Origin of the sequence: Actinomyces sp. oral taxon 170 str. F0386, assembly GCF_000195595.1 — a bacterium.
In the GTDB taxonomy this organism is placed as follows: domain Bacteria; phylum Actinomycetota; class Actinomycetes; order Actinomycetales; family Actinomycetaceae; genus Actinomyces.
This window is the reverse complement of record NZ_GL882511.1, coordinates 236,304-251,049: the sequence shown is the minus strand read 5'-3', so window position 1 is coordinate 251,049 and position 14,746 is coordinate 236,304. Positions and strand designations below refer to the sequence as shown.

At 69.7% G+C, this 14,746-nt stretch carries 11 protein-coding genes; 7 read left to right on the top strand and 4 right to left on the bottom strand.

Annotated features, from left to right (window positions below; all coding sequences use genetic code 11):
• Window positions 1–66: 66 nt before the first annotated feature.
• Window positions 67–585, top strand: a complete 519-nt coding sequence (locus HMPREF9056_RS01825; RefSeq protein ID WP_009402278.1) for an Rv3235 family protein — start codon at window positions 67–69, stop codon at window positions 583–585.
• A 72-nt stretch (window positions 586–657) separates the two neighbouring features.
• Here the strand turns inward: HMPREF9056_RS01825 and secA are convergent, their stop codons facing one another.
• Window positions 658–3,492: a preprotein translocase subunit SecA gene (gene secA, locus HMPREF9056_RS01820; RefSeq protein ID WP_009402277.1), complete on the bottom strand. Its 2,835-nt coding sequence runs from the start codon at window positions 3,490–3,492 to the stop codon at window positions 658–660.
• A 300-nt stretch (window positions 3,493–3,792) separates the two neighbouring features.
• On the opposite strand from secA, the gene HMPREF9056_RS01815 reads away from it, so the two are divergent.
• A complete protein-coding gene (locus tag HMPREF9056_RS01815; RefSeq protein ID WP_009402275.1) occupies window positions 3,793–4,650 on the top strand; it encodes a ComF family protein in 858 nt (285 codons plus the stop codon).
• Between the two features lie 281 nt (window positions 4,651–4,931).
• Complete coding sequence (gene raiA / locus HMPREF9056_RS01810; protein ID WP_009402274.1) at window positions 4,932–5,582, top strand: ribosome-associated translation inhibitor RaiA; 651 nt, start codon at window positions 4,932–4,934, stop codon at window positions 5,580–5,582.
• Between the two features lie 107 nt (window positions 5,583–5,689).
• On the opposite strand, the gene HMPREF9056_RS01805 is transcribed toward raiA, so the two are convergent.
• The 3 genes from HMPREF9056_RS01805 to mtrA are packed head-to-tail and all read right to left on the bottom strand — an operon-like array spanning window position 5,690 to window position 10,060.
• The gene (locus tag HMPREF9056_RS01805; RefSeq protein ID WP_009402273.1) at window positions 5,690–7,468 is read right to left on the bottom strand and encodes a GerMN domain-containing protein; all 1,779 of its coding nucleotides are present in this window, start codon (window positions 7,466–7,468) and stop codon (window positions 5,690–5,692) included.
• Entirely contained in the window at window positions 7,465–9,345 is a 1,881-nt protein-coding gene (gene mtrB, locus HMPREF9056_RS01800) for an MtrAB system histidine kinase MtrB (protein WP_034513325.1), read from the bottom strand. The genes HMPREF9056_RS01805 and mtrB overlap by 4 nt, the downstream gene beginning before the upstream one ends.
• Before the next feature lie 34 nt (window positions 9,346–9,379).
• Window positions 9,380–10,060 (bottom strand): MtrAB system response regulator MtrA, encoded by a 681-nt coding sequence (gene mtrA / locus HMPREF9056_RS01795; protein WP_009402271.1) that lies wholly within the window; start codon window positions 10,058–10,060, stop codon window positions 9,380–9,382.
• 288 nt (window positions 10,061–10,348) lie between these two features.
• Here mtrA and HMPREF9056_RS01790 point away from each other — a divergent pair, with 288 nt between their 5' ends.
• From HMPREF9056_RS01790 to HMPREF9056_RS01775, 4 genes are read left to right on the top strand one after another with little or no spacing between them, the layout of a single operon-like run.
• Window positions 10,349–11,665 (top strand): membrane protein, encoded by a 1,317-nt coding sequence (locus tag HMPREF9056_RS01790; protein WP_009402270.1) that lies wholly within the window; start codon window positions 10,349–10,351, stop codon window positions 11,663–11,665.
• A gap of 7 nt (window positions 11,666–11,672) precedes the next feature.
• Window positions 11,673–12,422 (top strand): DUF4129 domain-containing protein, encoded by a 750-nt coding sequence (locus tag HMPREF9056_RS01785; RefSeq protein WP_009402269.1) that lies wholly within the window; start codon window positions 11,673–11,675, stop codon window positions 12,420–12,422.
• The gene (locus HMPREF9056_RS01780) at window positions 12,419–13,636 is read left to right on the top strand and encodes a DUF4350 domain-containing protein (RefSeq protein WP_009402268.1); all 1,218 of its coding nucleotides are present in this window, start codon (window positions 12,419–12,421) and stop codon (window positions 13,634–13,636) included. Before HMPREF9056_RS01785 ends, HMPREF9056_RS01780 begins: the two co-directional genes overlap by 4 nt.
• Window positions 13,633–14,727, top strand: a complete 1,095-nt coding sequence (locus HMPREF9056_RS01775) for a MoxR family ATPase (RefSeq protein WP_009402267.1) — start codon at window positions 13,633–13,635, stop codon at window positions 14,725–14,727. Before HMPREF9056_RS01780 ends, HMPREF9056_RS01775 begins: the two co-directional genes overlap by 4 nt.
• Window positions 14,728–14,746: the final 19 nt, after the last annotated feature.

The window sequence follows — 14,746 nt, the reverse complement described above, 5'->3', positions numbered from 1 at the left end:
ACAGTCATGCCCATCCATTCTCGGCCTCGTGCCGATCGGATACCCGTACACCCTCAGGAGCCCTCCATGACCACGACCCCCACCGCTGCCCGAGCCGCTCGTCCCGTGCGGTACAAGACCGGCTCTCAGCACTGCACCCACCCCACGCCGACCCACCCGTCCCCGACTCGCGCCGTCCCGCCGAAACCCTCAAAACCCGTCAACGGCTCAGGGGGCGTCGAGTCCCCCGACTCCCTGAAGCGGCAGCCTGGCACCGGCGCCGACGCCTCACGCACCGCCGCGATCGTCGTGGTGGCGGCCAGCGAGGTGCTCGCCGGACTGCGTCCTGTGGACCATCTGGCCCGGTGGACCAGCCACTCCCTGTTCGAGGCGCTCGGACGCCGAGCGGGTCTGGCCTCCCGGATCCTGGGGCATCAGCCGACGTCGAGGCGGCCACGCATCCGCAGCGTGCGCGCAGAGCTGACGATGTCCGGGGCCTGCGAGGCAACCGTTCTCCTCGAGGAGGGCAACCGGGTCCGGGCCGCAGCGGCCCGCCTGGAGAGACTGCGCGAGCGCTGGATCCTCACCGGCCTGGAGATCGCGTGATCCCGCCGGATTCTGGCGATCAACCAGATTCCGACGGGATCGACTCCAGTGGCTTCGGTTCGTGGCCGCCCCTCAGTGGCGGCGCTTCTTCCTGGAGCGACGGCGCTCGGCCCGGTTGCCGCCCGAGGCCGACGAGCTCGAGCCTGAGGACCGGCGCGACGAGGCGGCGGAACGCTCCTCGTCACCGGACTCACTCGGGCCGGAGTAGGTGACCCGCTGCTCCACGGAGGCCTGGCCCGTGTCCCCCAGGACCGTGCCCCGCCCCTGACCGCCGGCAGCACCCAGGCGGATGCCTGCCGCCGCGGTAGCATTGGCCTTGGCGACCGCCTGGGCGGCCTCCGCGGTGCCGTCCTCGGCGGCGCGCTGAGCGGCGGCGTCGAAGCGGGTGACGTTGGCGAAGATCTGCTCGACGGTCTCCTCGCGGATGCCCTCCATCATCGCCCGGAACATGCGGGCGCCCTCGTTGGCATACTCCACAAGGGGGTCGCGCTGGGCCATGGCCCGCAGCCCGATGCCCTCCTTGAGGTAGTCCATCTCGTAGAGGTGCTCCCTCCAGCGCTTGTCCACCACGGCCAGCAGGATGCGGCGCTCCAGGGTGCGCATGGGCTCCTCACCGAGCTGGGCGTGGGCCAGGGCGTTGGCGTCGATACGTGCCTCGGCGTCCTCGTAGGCGACGGCGACGTCCTCACTGAGCTCGTCGATGAGGCTCTCGGAGGTGAGCGCGTCCTTACCGCCCAGAGCCTCGACGACCTCGTCCTGGGTAAGACCCACCGGGTAGAGGCGTCCGAGCTCTGCCCACAAGGCGTCGAGGTCCCACTCGTCGGGGCGGCCCTCGGCCGTGCCGGCGTTGACGATGGAGCTCACGGCCTGGGCCCTGAAGGCCTCGATCTGCGGCTCGAGGTCCTCACCGTCCAGGACCCGGCGGCGCTCGGAGTACACCTTCTCGCGCTGCTCGGTCATGACGTCGTCGTACTTGAGGACGTTCTTGCGGATCTCGTAGTTACGGGACTCGACCTGGCGCTGGGCACCGGCGATGCCGCGGGTGACCATCTTGGACTCCAGCGGGACGTCGTCGGGGTAGGCGCCCGAGGACATGATGCGCTGGGCGAGCCCGGAGGCGAACATGCGCATGAGGTCGTCCTCCATGGACAGGTAGAAGCGGGACTCGCCCGGGTCCCCCTGACGGCCGGAGCGGCCGCGCAGCTGGTTGTCGATACGGCGCGACTCGTGGCGCTCGGTGCCCAGCACGTAGAGGCCGCCGAGCTCGACGACCTCGTCGTGCTCGGCCCGACAGGCATCCTTGGCGGCGGACAGGGCCTCGGGCCAGGCCTTCTCGTACTCCTCGGCGTTCTCCTCGGGGTCGAGACCGGCCTCCTTGAGAGCGGAGACCGCGATATGCTCGGCGTTGCCACCCAGCATGATGTCAGTACCTCGCCCGGCCATGTTGGTGGCCACGGTGACGGCGCCCTTGCGGCCGGCCATGGCGACGACGGCGGCCTCCCGGGCGTGCTGCTTGGCGTTGAGGACCTCGTGGGGGATGCCGCGCTCGCGCAGCCGCTCGGAGAGGATCTCCGACTTCTCCACGCTCGTGGTGCCCACCAGGACGGGCTGGCCGACCTCGTGGCGCTCGGCGATGTCGTCGACGACGGCGTCGAGCTTGGCCTCGACGGTGGTGTAGACGAGATCGGGCTGGTCCTCACGGATCATGGGCTTGTTGGTGGGGATCGGGACGACGCCGATCTTGTAGGTGCCGGCGAACTCGGCGGCCTCGGTCTCGGCGGTACCGGTCATGCCCGAGCGGGAACCCTCGGGGTAGAGGCGGAAGTAGTTCTGGAGGGTGATGGTGGCCAGCGTCTGGTTCTCGGCCTTGATCTCCACACGCTCCTTGGCCTCGATGGCCTGGTGCATGCCCTCGTTGTAGCGACGGCCGGGCAGGACGCGGCCGGTGTGCTCGTCGACGATGAGGACCTCGCCGTCGCGCACGATGTAGTCCTTGTCCCGGTGGAAGAGCTCCTTGGCCTTGATGGCGTTGTTGAGGAAGCCGATCAGGGGCGTGTTCTCCGACTCGTAGAGGTTGTCGACGCCGAGGTAGTCCTCCACCCGCTCGATGCCGGAGGACAGCACGCCCACGGTGCGCTTCTTCTCGTCGACCTCGTAGTCCTTGCCCTCGCGCAGGCGCTCGGAGATCGTGGCGAACTCCTTGTACCACTTGTTGACGTCCCCGGTGGCGGGTCCGGAGATGATGAGCGGGGTGCGGGCCTCATCGATGAGGATGGAGTCGACCTCGTCGACGATGACGAAGGCGTGCCCGCGCTGGACCAGGTCATCGGGGCGCTGGGCCATGTTGTCTCGCAGGTAGTCGAAGCCGAACTCGTTGTTGGTGCCGTAGGTGATGTCGCAGGCGTACTGCTCACGGCGCTCGGCGGGGGCCTGGCCCACGAGGATGCAGCCGGTGGTCAGTCCCAGGAAGCGGTGGACGCGCCCCATGAGGTCGGACTGGTACTCGGCGAGGTAGTCGTTGACGGTGACGACGTGGACGCCCTTGCCGGTCAGTGCCCGCAGGTAGGAGGGCATCGTGGCCACGAGGGTCTTGCCCTCACCGGTCTTCATCTCGGCGATGTTGCCGCGGTGGAGGGCAGCCCCTCCCATGATCTGGACGTGGTAGGGACGCATGCCCAGCACCCGATCGGCTGCCTCCACGACCGTGGCGAAGGCCTCGGGCAGGAGGCTGTCGAGCGTCTCACCGTCCTGGTAGCGCTCCTTGAGCTCGTCGGTCATGTCGCGCAGCTCGGCGTCGGAGAACTCGCTGAACTCCCCGGCAAGAGACTCGACCTGGTCGGCGATGGCATCAAGCTTCTTCAGGGTGCGGCCCTCGCCAATGCGAAGGATCCGGTCCACGATCGACACGCTGCATTCTCCCTTGGGACGTCTGTTGCGAAGAGCGACGATGAGACCGAGGCCGAACGAGCGGGATCAGCGTGGATGTGCCCGGTATCGGCTATCGGCACAGGTCTCACCGGCTACCTGCTTCCGTACTCTAGTGGACCCCGGTGGGCAACGGTCCTTCCAGTGCCGAGATTCTTCCCACCGAGGACACGGGACGGGCACGGAGCCACAGGCCATGATGACAGCCCCCGGCCCGTCCCGCTGTGGACCGCGGGCATCCTCGAAAGCGGCAGGACCGCAGCAGCCCGCACAGTGAAGGGCATGACGCACCGCGCACCCGCCCCTCAGCCCTCCGCCGCCCGCCGCCTGCTGGACGGACTGTCCACCGGGTTCTCACCGGGACTGTCCCTGGGCCTGCCGGTCAGCTGCGCGGGCTGTGGGCGCTGGGAGACGACGCTGTGCCCACAGTGCCGCGAGCTGCTCGAGAGCGAACCCTTCACCGTCGAGCACGCCGAGGCCGCGGGCGACCTCGCCATCCTGTCTCTGGCGACCTACACCGGGCCGATGCGCACCATGGTCCTGGGGTGGAAGAACGGCTCACGGGAGGACCTGACGGAGGTGATGGCGCATTCCGGTCGGCGTCTGGGGCGCTGGTGGGCGCGGGCGCACCCGCCACAGGAGATCTGGGCCTCTCCCTCCCCCGCCGCCCGGGCCCTGCTCGTGGTCCCCGCCCCCTCCGGTGCCGTACGTCGGCTGCGCGGCCGGCTGGTGGCGGCACACCTGGCCGACGTCGTCGCTCAGGGCATCGCTGAGCAGTGGGCTCCTGGGGGCCGCGCGCCACTCGTGCTGAGCACGGATCTGCTGCGTCGCCGGGGCGGCGGGGCCCATCAGGCAGGTCGCTCGGCACGTCAGCGGCGGGGTAATCGCGCCGTCGCCCCGCGTCTGCTGACTCCGGTCGCCGGGCTGCCGGTCCTGCTGATCGACGACGTCGTCACCACCGGAGCCACCCTGGGCGCCTGCGCCCGGGCGCTGGAGACAGCCGGCGGCCGGGTTCTGGGCGCCCTGACTCTGAGTGCCGCCCCGCCGCCGGCGCACGCGCGCGTCACGGTCCCGGCCAGGCCCGCGGCCGTCGCAATGGCCGCGGCAGCACGTGCCTCGATCATTGATACGGCTCCCTAGGACCTGTCCGCCTGCGGCGATCAGAGGTGTCCTCAGGGCGCGGCGCGCATGAAAGGGACGCGTGAACAGCCCCACATGGTGTACCTTATGTGGCACAACGCACAGGCGATTCCCGACGTCGACAAGGACAGTCGACCGGGTCCCCGCCTCGGTGCTCCAGGGCCCTTCACGAGGTGACAGGAGGTGATGACACCAGTCCCGATCCCGCCGTGAGAAGTGGCGGGTACTTGTCGCACACGGTCCTTCAGGACCGGCCCACGAGCCCAGAAAGAGGTTCCACCATGGATATCACCGTCGTCGGTCGCAATGCCGAGATCAGCTCTCGCCTGCGCGACTACGTCGAGGACAAGGCCGTCAAGGTAGAGCAGTTCGACCCCCGGGTCCAGCGCGTCGAGGTGGAGGTCACCCACGAGCGCAACCCGCGTCAGGCCGACACCGCCGAGAGAGTAGAGATCACCGTCGTCTCCAAGGGCCCCGTCATTCGGGCAGAGGCATCCTCCTCGGACCGCTTCGCCGCCTTTGATATCGCCATGGGAAAACTGACCGAGCGCCTTCGCCGGGCTCGGGACCGCAAGAAGGACCACCACCGCCGTCACGCCGTGGCCGCCCTGAACGAGGGGCTCCAGGCGGCACCCGTCCCGGACGAGCCCGTCGTTCCCGAGACCGGTGACGCGCCGATCGAGGACTCCCCCTCCGCCCCCACCGAGCCCGGTGTGGCGGTTGAGGCCCAGCTCGGCGACTCCCCGGTGATCGTGCGCCAGAAGCTGCACGAGGCCAGGCCGATGACCGTCGACGAGGCCCTCTACCAGATGGAGCTCGTGGGACACCCCTTCTACCTATTCATCGAGAAGTCCTCCAAGCAGCCGTGCGCCGTCTATCACCGCCACGGATGGACCTACGGCGTCATCCGCCTGGACGCACAGGTGCTCTAGCCCTGCATCGCGCCCGGCCCAACCGGCCCTGATTCCGGGTGTTCCACGGTTCCATGCGACTGGGGGCACCCGGAATCACGTGTGCGGGACCACTGCGGGACCGTGGGTCAGGGAAGCGGGAAGGAGGGATCGGTGACCTCCGAGGTGAGCACCCTCCACATCGCCCCACGGCGTTGCCAGGTCTTGCCACCGTCGCCGATGAGGAGGAGGGACTCCTCGGAGCGGTCGGAGATGACGGAATGAGCCTCCTTCACACCCACGAGCGTGTTGACCGCACCGCCGATCTGGACGAGGCGCACCTCGGGCACGCCACTCCCCTCGGCGCTGCTGTCGGCCAGGACGCACACGGCGTTAGGGGCGCACCAGGAGATGCCGCTCGTGCCCGCGCCACCGGCGCGAGGCATCTCCAGAGCGGGCCCCAGCCCCTTGGGGCGGCCGTCCTGCTCCCGGATGATGACGGCAACGGCAACCCGGCCGTCGGATCGCCGCACGGCGATCCGCTCGGACTCCACGGACAGGTCGAAGGCAGCGATGGCGGCCTCCTGCAGCCAGGATGACTCCAGGGAGGCGCGCTGCCCCGAGCCGTTGACGGCGGTGAGCTGCCCCTCGGCCAGCAGCCAGGCCCAGCCGTGCCGGTCTCCCAGCGGCGCGCCCAGTCCCCCGGCGCCCGCGGAGGGGTCCCCCACGGACAGGATGACGCTGGCGGAGTCCTGCCCCTGAGGCAGACGCAGCAGGCTGGAGGCCGACAGCGCGTAGACGGTCCCGTCCGCACCGAGGCTCGGGCTGCGGGCATCGCCGGTCCCCAGGGCCCGATCGGTCGCCAGGGTGACGCGGCTCGAACCCGTACCGCGCACGACGGCGCCCTCCGACATCCCCACGATGCCACCGACCTCCGGGGCCATCGGCGTCAGCTGGGCGGGCGCACCGAGATCGACGGTGCCTGCGAGCACCCGGACCCGGTCGATCCCACTGATCTGGACGAGACTCTGCTCGATCTGAGCCACCATGAGCCGGCGGGAGTCCTCCGAGGCGGGGTCGGAGTCGGCGCTCAGGTGAACGGTGGCGGTACCGGCCTCGACGACGACGCCCCGGCCGGCCGGCTCGGCGTTGCGCGGGATGAGGGTGAAGGCCCCGCCCGACAGCCAGGAGGAGGGCCCGGCCAGCAGCCCGGAGACGAGGGAGTCGGCCTGCGAGCTGCGCAGGTACCACCTCAGCTCGGAGACGAATCTGGTCCGGTCCTGCGACAGGAAGGCCAGGGAGCTGACCGCGAAGTTCTGCATGAGCCGGGAGAAGGGCAGCAGGATCCCGTGAGGCAGCCCGGTGATGCGCCACTGCCCGGTGGAGTTGGTCGCCAGGGAGAACTCACCGACATAGGTGGCCCCCTCCTGGGCGGGGGTGAAGACACCCAGGGAGTCCAGGACCCCCACCTGCCCGGAGGTCACCTTGAAGGAGCCGTCGGCCGCTACGGAGACCTGCGGCTCGGTCGACCCGTTGTAGGCACTCACCGTCTCCAGGGGCTTCCACTGCGCGGCGGTGCGTTCGGTGAGGAACTGCTTGGCAGTGGTGAAGTCGTCGGAGAATCCGGCGATGGCGGCGCGCAGGAATCCGTTGACGACGTCCTCGGCGGAGTCGCCCTCACCCGGCCCGGGAGCAGTCTCGATGAGCGCATTGGTGTCGGAGGCGGCCACCCCGGAGCGGGTGACGCCACTGGAGCTCGGCAGCGCCGTGCACCCGGCCAGCACGCCTGCGGCGGCCGAGAGCACTCCCAGCGCACCACGGCGCGTCAGTGATGGGGTCACAAGGCTCCCCCCGGGGTCCCGGCCCTCTGGGCCCCCGGCGTGCTCGCGGCCCTCGGCGAGCGCGTTGCGATGCATCGGCTGCTTCATCGGCGCCGGCCCTCCTCATCGGCCTCTTCGGGCGTGCGGGTGACCGGCTCCTGACCGGGCAGGACGACGACGACACGGCCGACGTCCTCGGTGACCGCGTCGTGGCTCTCCCCGGCCAGGGGGATGTCGCCCAGGACGACGCTCTGGCGCGCCCGGCGCGTGGCCGGGGCCGGCCCCAGAGGGCCGACCGGGGAGAAGGACGAGTCCTCGTCAACCGGGATACCGGCGCGGGCCACCGCAGGCGCGTCCTCGGGGACGAGCTCGAGGGGGCCGGGGCCACTCAGCCGGCCCGGGCCGCCGTCGGCCCCCTGAGCGCGGGGCAGGACCAGCAGAAAGGAGGCGCCGTCGGCCGGCCATCCCCAGGCCGACAAGCGGCCACCGTGCAGACGGGCGTCCTCCATGGCGATGGACAGGCCCAGACCGGTCCCTCCCAGGCTGCGCTTGCGCGAGGGGTCGGCGCGGTAGAAGCGGTCGAAGACCTTGGCGACGACGTCGGGGCTCATCCCGATGCCGTGGTCGCGCACCCGCACCGCCACCGCGTCGTCGTCCACTGCGACGGTGACGTCCAGCGGCTTGCCCTCACCGTGCTCGAGGGCGTTGACGACGAGGTTGCGGACGATGCGCTCGACACGGGTGACGTCGACCTCGGCGGTGGCCGGCTCCTCGGGAAGGTGGAGGCGCAGCTCGGTCCCGGTGGCGTCGAAGTGGAACTGGGTGGTCTCGATGACGGTGTCGACGACCTGGGCGAGGTCGACCTCCTCCAGACGGAGCTTGACGTTGCCGGAGTCGATGCGGGAGATGTCCAGCAGGTCGGTGAGCATGGTCTCGAACCGGTCCACCGAGCTGGACAGCACCTGGATGCTGCGCAGGGCGAAGGGGTCGGAGATCTCCTCGCGCGCGTCCTGGATCTGCTCGGTGGCCAGGCGGATCGAGGCCAGCGGGGTGCGCAGCTCGTGGGAGACGTCGGAGACGAAGAGGCGCTGCACCTTGGACAGGGACTCCAGGCGCTCGATCTGGTCCTCCAGCGAGGCCGCCATATGGTTGAAGGATCTGGCCAGGGTGGAGATCTCGTCCTCGCCCTCGATGCTCAGGCGCTCGGCCAGCAGCCCGGAGGCCAGGCGCTCGGCGGCCCGGGCGGTGTGCCGCACGGGGCTGAGCACCCAGCGGGTGAAGGCCCACACCACCACGATGAGGATGGCCAGGAAGCCCAGACCGCCGATGGTGATGTTGCGCGAGGCCAGGGAGACGATGCGCTGCTCGCTGGCCAGGCTGTAGACGAGGTAGAGGTCGTACTCCCCGGCCAGCGGCAGACTCACCCGCGTACCGACGATGAGACCCGGGTCCGTGCCGCCCTCGTCATTGGGGACGGCCACCGACTGCCAGTACTGCGAGCGGGCCCCGCCCTCGTCGAGGGCTCGGGACATCTCGTCGGTGATGAGGGAGCGCAGTCGGGTGTCGGTCTCCAGATCGTTGACGACCGTCGTCGAGGTCTCCTCCTTGTTGCGCAGCATGAGGACGCCCACTCCGCCTGAGGAGGAGATCGAGTTCTTGGCACCGTTGACCTGCTGCTCCGCGGTGGCGGAGACCTCGTCGACGGTGACGGCGGTGGTGGAGTCGAACTCGGCCTGGGCGACGCTGGCGCGCAACGCGGCGTCAGCGAGAATGACGTCGCGCTGGTCGGCGAACACCTCCGACCGGATCCGGTCGGTCACGAAGGTCAGCAGCAGCACGATGAGCAGCAGACCGATGACGGTGGCGGTGCACACCATGCGCACCTCAAGGCTGCGGCGCAGCAGCCCCGGCAGGGGCAGACGCCGGACGACCCGTTCCTCCGTGCCCATCGATGGCCCCATCGACGTGCCCCCTGAATTACGCATCGGGTTCATTGTAGGGCGCCCGATGCGCCGTCGCTCACGCGGATTCGCCGACCCTGTAGCCGACACCGCGCACCGTCACCACGATCGAGGGGCGCTCGGGGTCCTTCTCGATCTTGGCCCGCAGGCGCTGGACGTGGACATTGACCAGGCGGGTGTCGGCCGGGTGCTGGTAGCCCCAGACCTGACTGAGCAGCTCCTCGCGGGTGAAGACCTTCCACGGCGAGCGGGCCAGGGTCACCAGCAGCTCGAACTCCAGCGGAGTCAGGGCGATGACCGTCTCCCCGCGCTTGACCTGATGACCGGCGACGTCGATGTCGAGGTCCCCGGCACGCACGTGCTCGGCCGCACCCGGGTTGGTGCGACGCAGACGGGTGGAGACACGAGCCAGCAGCTCCTTGGACTTGAAGGGCTTGGTCACGTAGTCGTCCGCCCCGGCCTCGAGACCGGCGACGACGTCCTGGGTGTCGGTCCGCGCCGTCAGCATGATGATCGGCACGTCGGACTCGGAGCGGATGAGCCGGCAGATCTCGACGCCGTCGAGCCCCGGGAGCATGAGGTCGAGAAGGACGAGATCGGGGCTGACCTCATGGAAGGCGTCCAAGGCCTTGGCCCCGTCATGACAAAGGGTGGGCGTGTAGCTCTCCGACTCCAGCATGATGCCGATCATCTCGGCCAGGGATGCATCGTCGTCGACGACCAGAATGCGCGTGCTCATAGCCCGTATCTTGGCATGAGCCCCGGGACCCGAGGGACATCTGCAATGCCGAGATGACACCCACAGTTCCCTCAGCAATTTAAGAGTTTCCCTTCAGTTACGGGAAAAAATGGCGTCAGCGTGCGCCGGAGCTGGAATTATTGCGGCCAAACCGTGATCTTCACGGCGGCTCCTAAGCCCATCCTGAGCAGGTCTTGACGCCCGAGCGAGACGGGTGCGCAGCCGGGCGTGCGATTTCCTCCTCCAGGGGGAGGGCGCCACGACGTGATGACATGACAGCATGGGGCCATGAGTACCGAGCCCCACTCTGACGACGTCAACCCGAGCGGCGACCCGGACCGCGAGGCCTCCGCCCCCTCCGGTGGTGGTTTCGTCGGAGGCGACCAGGACGGATGGCAGGCCCCAGGCTCCGAGGCGTTCACAGGCGCCTCGTCCTACCCGCCACAGGGGGCGCCCGGCTACGGCAGCTATCAGACACCGCCGGTCGGTCAGCCGGGCTACGGGGCAGACGGCGGACAGGGGTATCAGGGCTACACGGACTCCGCCGGTTACGGCGCCGGCTACGCCTCCTACCCCGGCGCCGCCGGGTACCCGGGGTACGGCGGCAACCCATCGGCCCTGGCGCCCAAGCCGTCGATCATCCCCTTGCGCCCCCTGTCCATCGGGGAGATCCTCGGTGGCGCCTTCGAGTCCCTGCGCGCCAATCCCAAGGCAATGTTCGTGCCCTCGCTGGCCGTGATGACGATCGTCGGTCTCATCTCCGCGGCGGGATCCGTCTACTCCCTCAACCGGCTCGGCACCACCTCGCTCTACTCGTCCTCCGGACAGCCCAGCGACGCCGACGTGCAGAAGCAGCTGTCATCCTTGCTGGAGCTCTACGCCCAGTCCGCCATCAGCAGCATCTTGACCATGCTCGCCTCCTCGATCCTCACCGGCCTGCTCATCGTGACCGTCTCGCGCACCATTCTTGGCCGCAAGGCGTCCTTGGGCGATGTGTGGCAACGGACCAAGCCGCGCGTGTGGGCGCTCATCGGCCAGGCGGTCATCATTCAGCTCATCCTCAGTGCCGTCATGGCAGCGGCCATCGGGATCTGGGTCGCTGTTGTCTTCGCCCTCGGCGTCCCCGGCATGGTCGAGGGCTCCTCCCGCCAAGGGGCCGCGGCCACCGTCCTCCTGGCGTTCCTGGGCCTGTTCATCCTCATAGTGCTTGTCGGCCTAGGGGTGTTCGCCCTGTACTGCAAACTGTGCCTGGCACCGGCGGCCCTCATCCTGGAGAACGTCGGCGTCTTCGAGGGGATCTCCCGGTCGTGGACCCTGACCCGCGGCAACTTCTGGAGGATCGTGGGCATCCAGCTGCTGTCCGTCATCATTATCGTCTTCGCCACCGGTATAGCGACGACTCCCGTGAGCCTCCTGGCAGGAATACTGGCCGCCACAGTGCCGAGCGTCGAGACGCTCACCCTGGCCTTCTCGGTGCTGCTCGGCACTATCGTCACTGCTGCCACACTTCCCTTCGACTCCGCTGTCCGCGCCCTCATCTACACCGACCTGCGGATGCGCTCGGAGGGTCTGGACGTGGAGCTGCGACGCGCCGCCGGGGTGTGACCCGCCCGTGCTGCGCACCGTTCCCTCCGTCAGTCTCGCTCGGAGCCCTGGTTTCCTGCGCTACGGCGCCGCCGGGGCGGTCAGTGCGGTCTACGCCGCCAAGGCCCCGGCGACCCCCGACGCCGACGAGGCCCGGCGGGCCGCGAGCAAGGAGCTCTCCCGTCCGATCTACCATCAGGGACCTGGCCTGTGGCAGCGGATCCGGGACTGGATCCTGGACCACCTCGACACCGGCAGCATGGTCCCCGGGGTTCCCTCCTGGGTGTCGACGGCGATCGTCGTCACCGTCGTCGCCATCGTCGTCGCACTGCTGATCCTCCTTGTCACCAGGGTCTCCTCGGCACGCCGGGTGGCAACGCCGTCGCTGTCGGTGCTCACCGACGACCGCGACGCCGCCACCTTGACCCGGGCGGCCGATGAGGCCGCCGAGCGGTCCGACTTCGCCACCGCCGTCGTCGAACGTTTCCGGGCTATCATCCGATCCCTGGACGAGCGCGGGATCATCGATGAGTACCCAGGCATGACGGCCCTGGAGGCGGCCGCGCTCGCCCACCGGGCACTCGGAACACACCCGGTCGTGACTCCCCTGCATGAGGCCGCGCACCTGTTCGACGCCGTCCTCTATGGTCACGTGGTCTCCACCCGGTCCCAGGACCGGCAGATGCGTGAGCTCGCCGCCCAGGTGGTCACCATCACGCTCCCTGCCGGGCGCCCCCTCGCCGGAGCCACTGCAGCAGGCCCGGGGGCACCCGTATGAGCACACCCACGTCAACGTCATCACAACCCGCGCAGCCGCCCTCCCAGACCGATGTCGACGCCCCTGCCGACCAGGTGACCAATCCTCGCTGGTCCCAGCGTTGGCACCGGTGGCGCCCGATCGTCATCGTCCTGGCTCTCCTGCTCCTACCCGTTCTCATCACTCTGTGGATGACGCGCACCACCTCCAGCACCCTGCTGGCGATCGACAATCCCAAGGGCCCGGGGACGATGGCCGTGGCCGAGCTGCTGCGCCACGAGGGGATCTCCGTGAGCAAGGCCGGCAGCATCTCCGAGGCGCGCGTGGCGAGCAGGCGCGGGGCCACCATCGCCGTGGTCAACGCCCACCGTCTCAGCTCGGAGGACAAGCAGGCCCTGGCCCAGGCGGGTGGAGACATCGTCATCATCGGCGCCAGGGGCGGCAGCGACGCCCTGGCGGGACTGACGGACATGACCAGCAAGGGCACTGCGGCGCCCGCCTCCACCACTCTGGCACCGCAGTGCGCCGACGCCGATGCGCGCGCCGCCCAGGGACTGGCCGGCGCGCACGCCTCGGTGTCGCTGCAGGGCGACGACGACGCCGTCGGCTGCTTCCCAGTGGGTGATGACCGCTACGCCTATGCCACTGACCCCCTTCCCAGCGGAGCCACGCTACGGGTCCTGCCCGACCCCGGGCCGGTCACCAACGCGCACCTGGCTCAGGAGGGTCACGCGGCCATGGCCGTGCGTGCACTCGGTCACCACGACCATGTCCTGTGGCTGGACGGCCAGCACCTGGAGAACCCCACCGTGTGGAACTCCCCGTCCACACCTCCCTGGCTGCCGGTCCTTATCTTCCAGCTCATGGTGATCGCCGGCGTGCTGGCGATCGTCCAGGGCCGTCGCTTCGGCCGCATTGTGAGCGAGGACCTGCCCGCCGTCGTGCGCTCCACCGAGACCACGCTGGCGCGCGGCAGCCTCTACCGTCAGGGCTCTGACCGTCCTCGGGCGGCCGAGGCGCTGCGCTCGGGTACCGCGCTGCGTCTGGGGACAACGCTCGGACTGCCCCTCGGGACACCGCGCCGCGACATGGTGGACGCCGTTGCGCGGGCCTCCGGGATCGATCCCGCCACGGTGGACTCCCTTCTCTACGGTCCGCCGCCCACCAACGACAGGGCCCTGGCCGCCCTGGCCGTTCAGCTTGACCAACTCGAGAGCGAGGTTCACTCCGCATGAGCACGGACAGCACCGACCCCACCCGCGAGCCGAGCGCCGCGGGTGGCACAGGCACCGGCGCCCCCCACCCGTCTTCTCCCCCACCGGACCCGAGCACCCTGGAGACTCCCAGTGCCAAGGGCGGCGGCCAGCCCGATGCCGGCACCGACCCGCGCAGGCGGCTGGTGGCCGTGCGCAGCGAGGTCGGCAAGGCCGTCGTCGGCCAGGAGGCCGCAGTCACCGGACTGGTCATCGCCCTGCTCGCCGGCGGGCATGTTCTGCTCGAGGGAGTTCCCGGCGTGGCCAAGACCCTCCTGGTGCGCTCGCTGGCCACCGCGCTGGACGTGGAGACCAAACGGATCCAGTTCACCCCCGACCTCATGCCCGGTGACGTCACCGGGTCCCTCGTCTACGACTCCCGCAGCGCCCAGTTCTCCTTCAGAGCCGGACCGGTCTTTACCAATCTGCTGCTGGCCGACGAGATCAACCGCACCCCGCCCAAGACGCAGTCAGCGCTGCTGGAGGCCATGGAGGAGCGCCAGGTCTCCATCGACGGCGAGCCCCGGAGCCTGCCGGACCCGTTCATGGTGATCGCCACGCAGAACCCGGTGGAGTACGAGGGGACCTATCCGCTGCCAGAGGCTCAGCTGGACCGGTTCCTGCTCAAGCTGGTGCTGCCTCTTCCCGAACGGGCTCAGGAGATCGAGGTGCTCTCCCGCCACGCCTCGGGCTTCGACCCGCGCAACCTGCCGTCGGCCGGGCTACAGGCGGTGGCCGGCGCTGAGGACCTGGCTCTGGCCCGTGCCCAGGTGAGCACCGTCGGGGTGACCCCGGAGGTGCTGGCCTACGCCGTGGACCTGGTACGCGCCACCCGCTCCATGCCATCGGTGGCGCTGGGGGTCTCGCCCCGCGGAGCCACCGCGCTCCTGGCCGCATCGCGGGCCTGGGCATGGCTCGCCGGTCGGTCCTTCATCACGCCCGATGACGTCAAGGCCCTGGCCCTACCGACCCTGCGTCATCGCATCCAGCTGCGCGCCGAGGCCGAGATGGAGGGTGTCACCCCTCAGTCCGTCATCGAGTCCGTGCTGCGAACCGTGCCGGTGCCGCGCTGAGGCGTCGGCCGAGAGCGCA

Excerpts from the sequence above, each read along its gene's own strand:
- HMPREF9056_RS01825 (WP_009402278.1), top strand. The coding sequence starts at position 67 with ATGACCACGACCCCCACCGCTGCCCGAGCCGCTCGTCCCGTGCGGTAC.
- HMPREF9056_RS01815 (WP_009402275.1), top strand. The coding sequence starts at position 3,793 with ATGACGCACCGCGCACCCGCCCCTCAGCCCTCCGCCGCCCGCCGCCTG.
- raiA (WP_009402274.1), top strand. The coding sequence starts at position 4,932 with ATGGATATCACCGTCGTCGGTCGCAATGCCGAGATCAGCTCTCGCCTG.
- HMPREF9056_RS01805 (WP_009402273.1), bottom strand. The coding sequence starts at position 7,468 with ATGAAGCAGCCGATGCATCGCAACGCGCTCGCCGAGGGCCGCGAGCAC.
- mtrB (WP_034513325.1), bottom strand. The coding sequence starts at position 9,345 with ATGCGTAATTCAGGGGGCACGTCGATGGGGCCATCGATGGGCACGGAG.
- mtrA (WP_009402271.1), bottom strand. The coding sequence starts at position 10,060 with ATGAGCACGCGCATTCTGGTCGTCGACGACGATGCATCCCTGGCCGAG.
- HMPREF9056_RS01790 (WP_009402270.1), top strand. The coding sequence starts at position 10,349 with ATGAGTACCGAGCCCCACTCTGACGACGTCAACCCGAGCGGCGACCCG.
- HMPREF9056_RS01780 (WP_009402268.1), top strand. The coding sequence starts at position 12,419 with ATGAGCACACCCACGTCAACGTCATCACAACCCGCGCAGCCGCCCTCC.
- HMPREF9056_RS01775 (WP_009402267.1), top strand. The coding sequence starts at position 13,633 with ATGAGCACGGACAGCACCGACCCCACCCGCGAGCCGAGCGCCGCGGGT.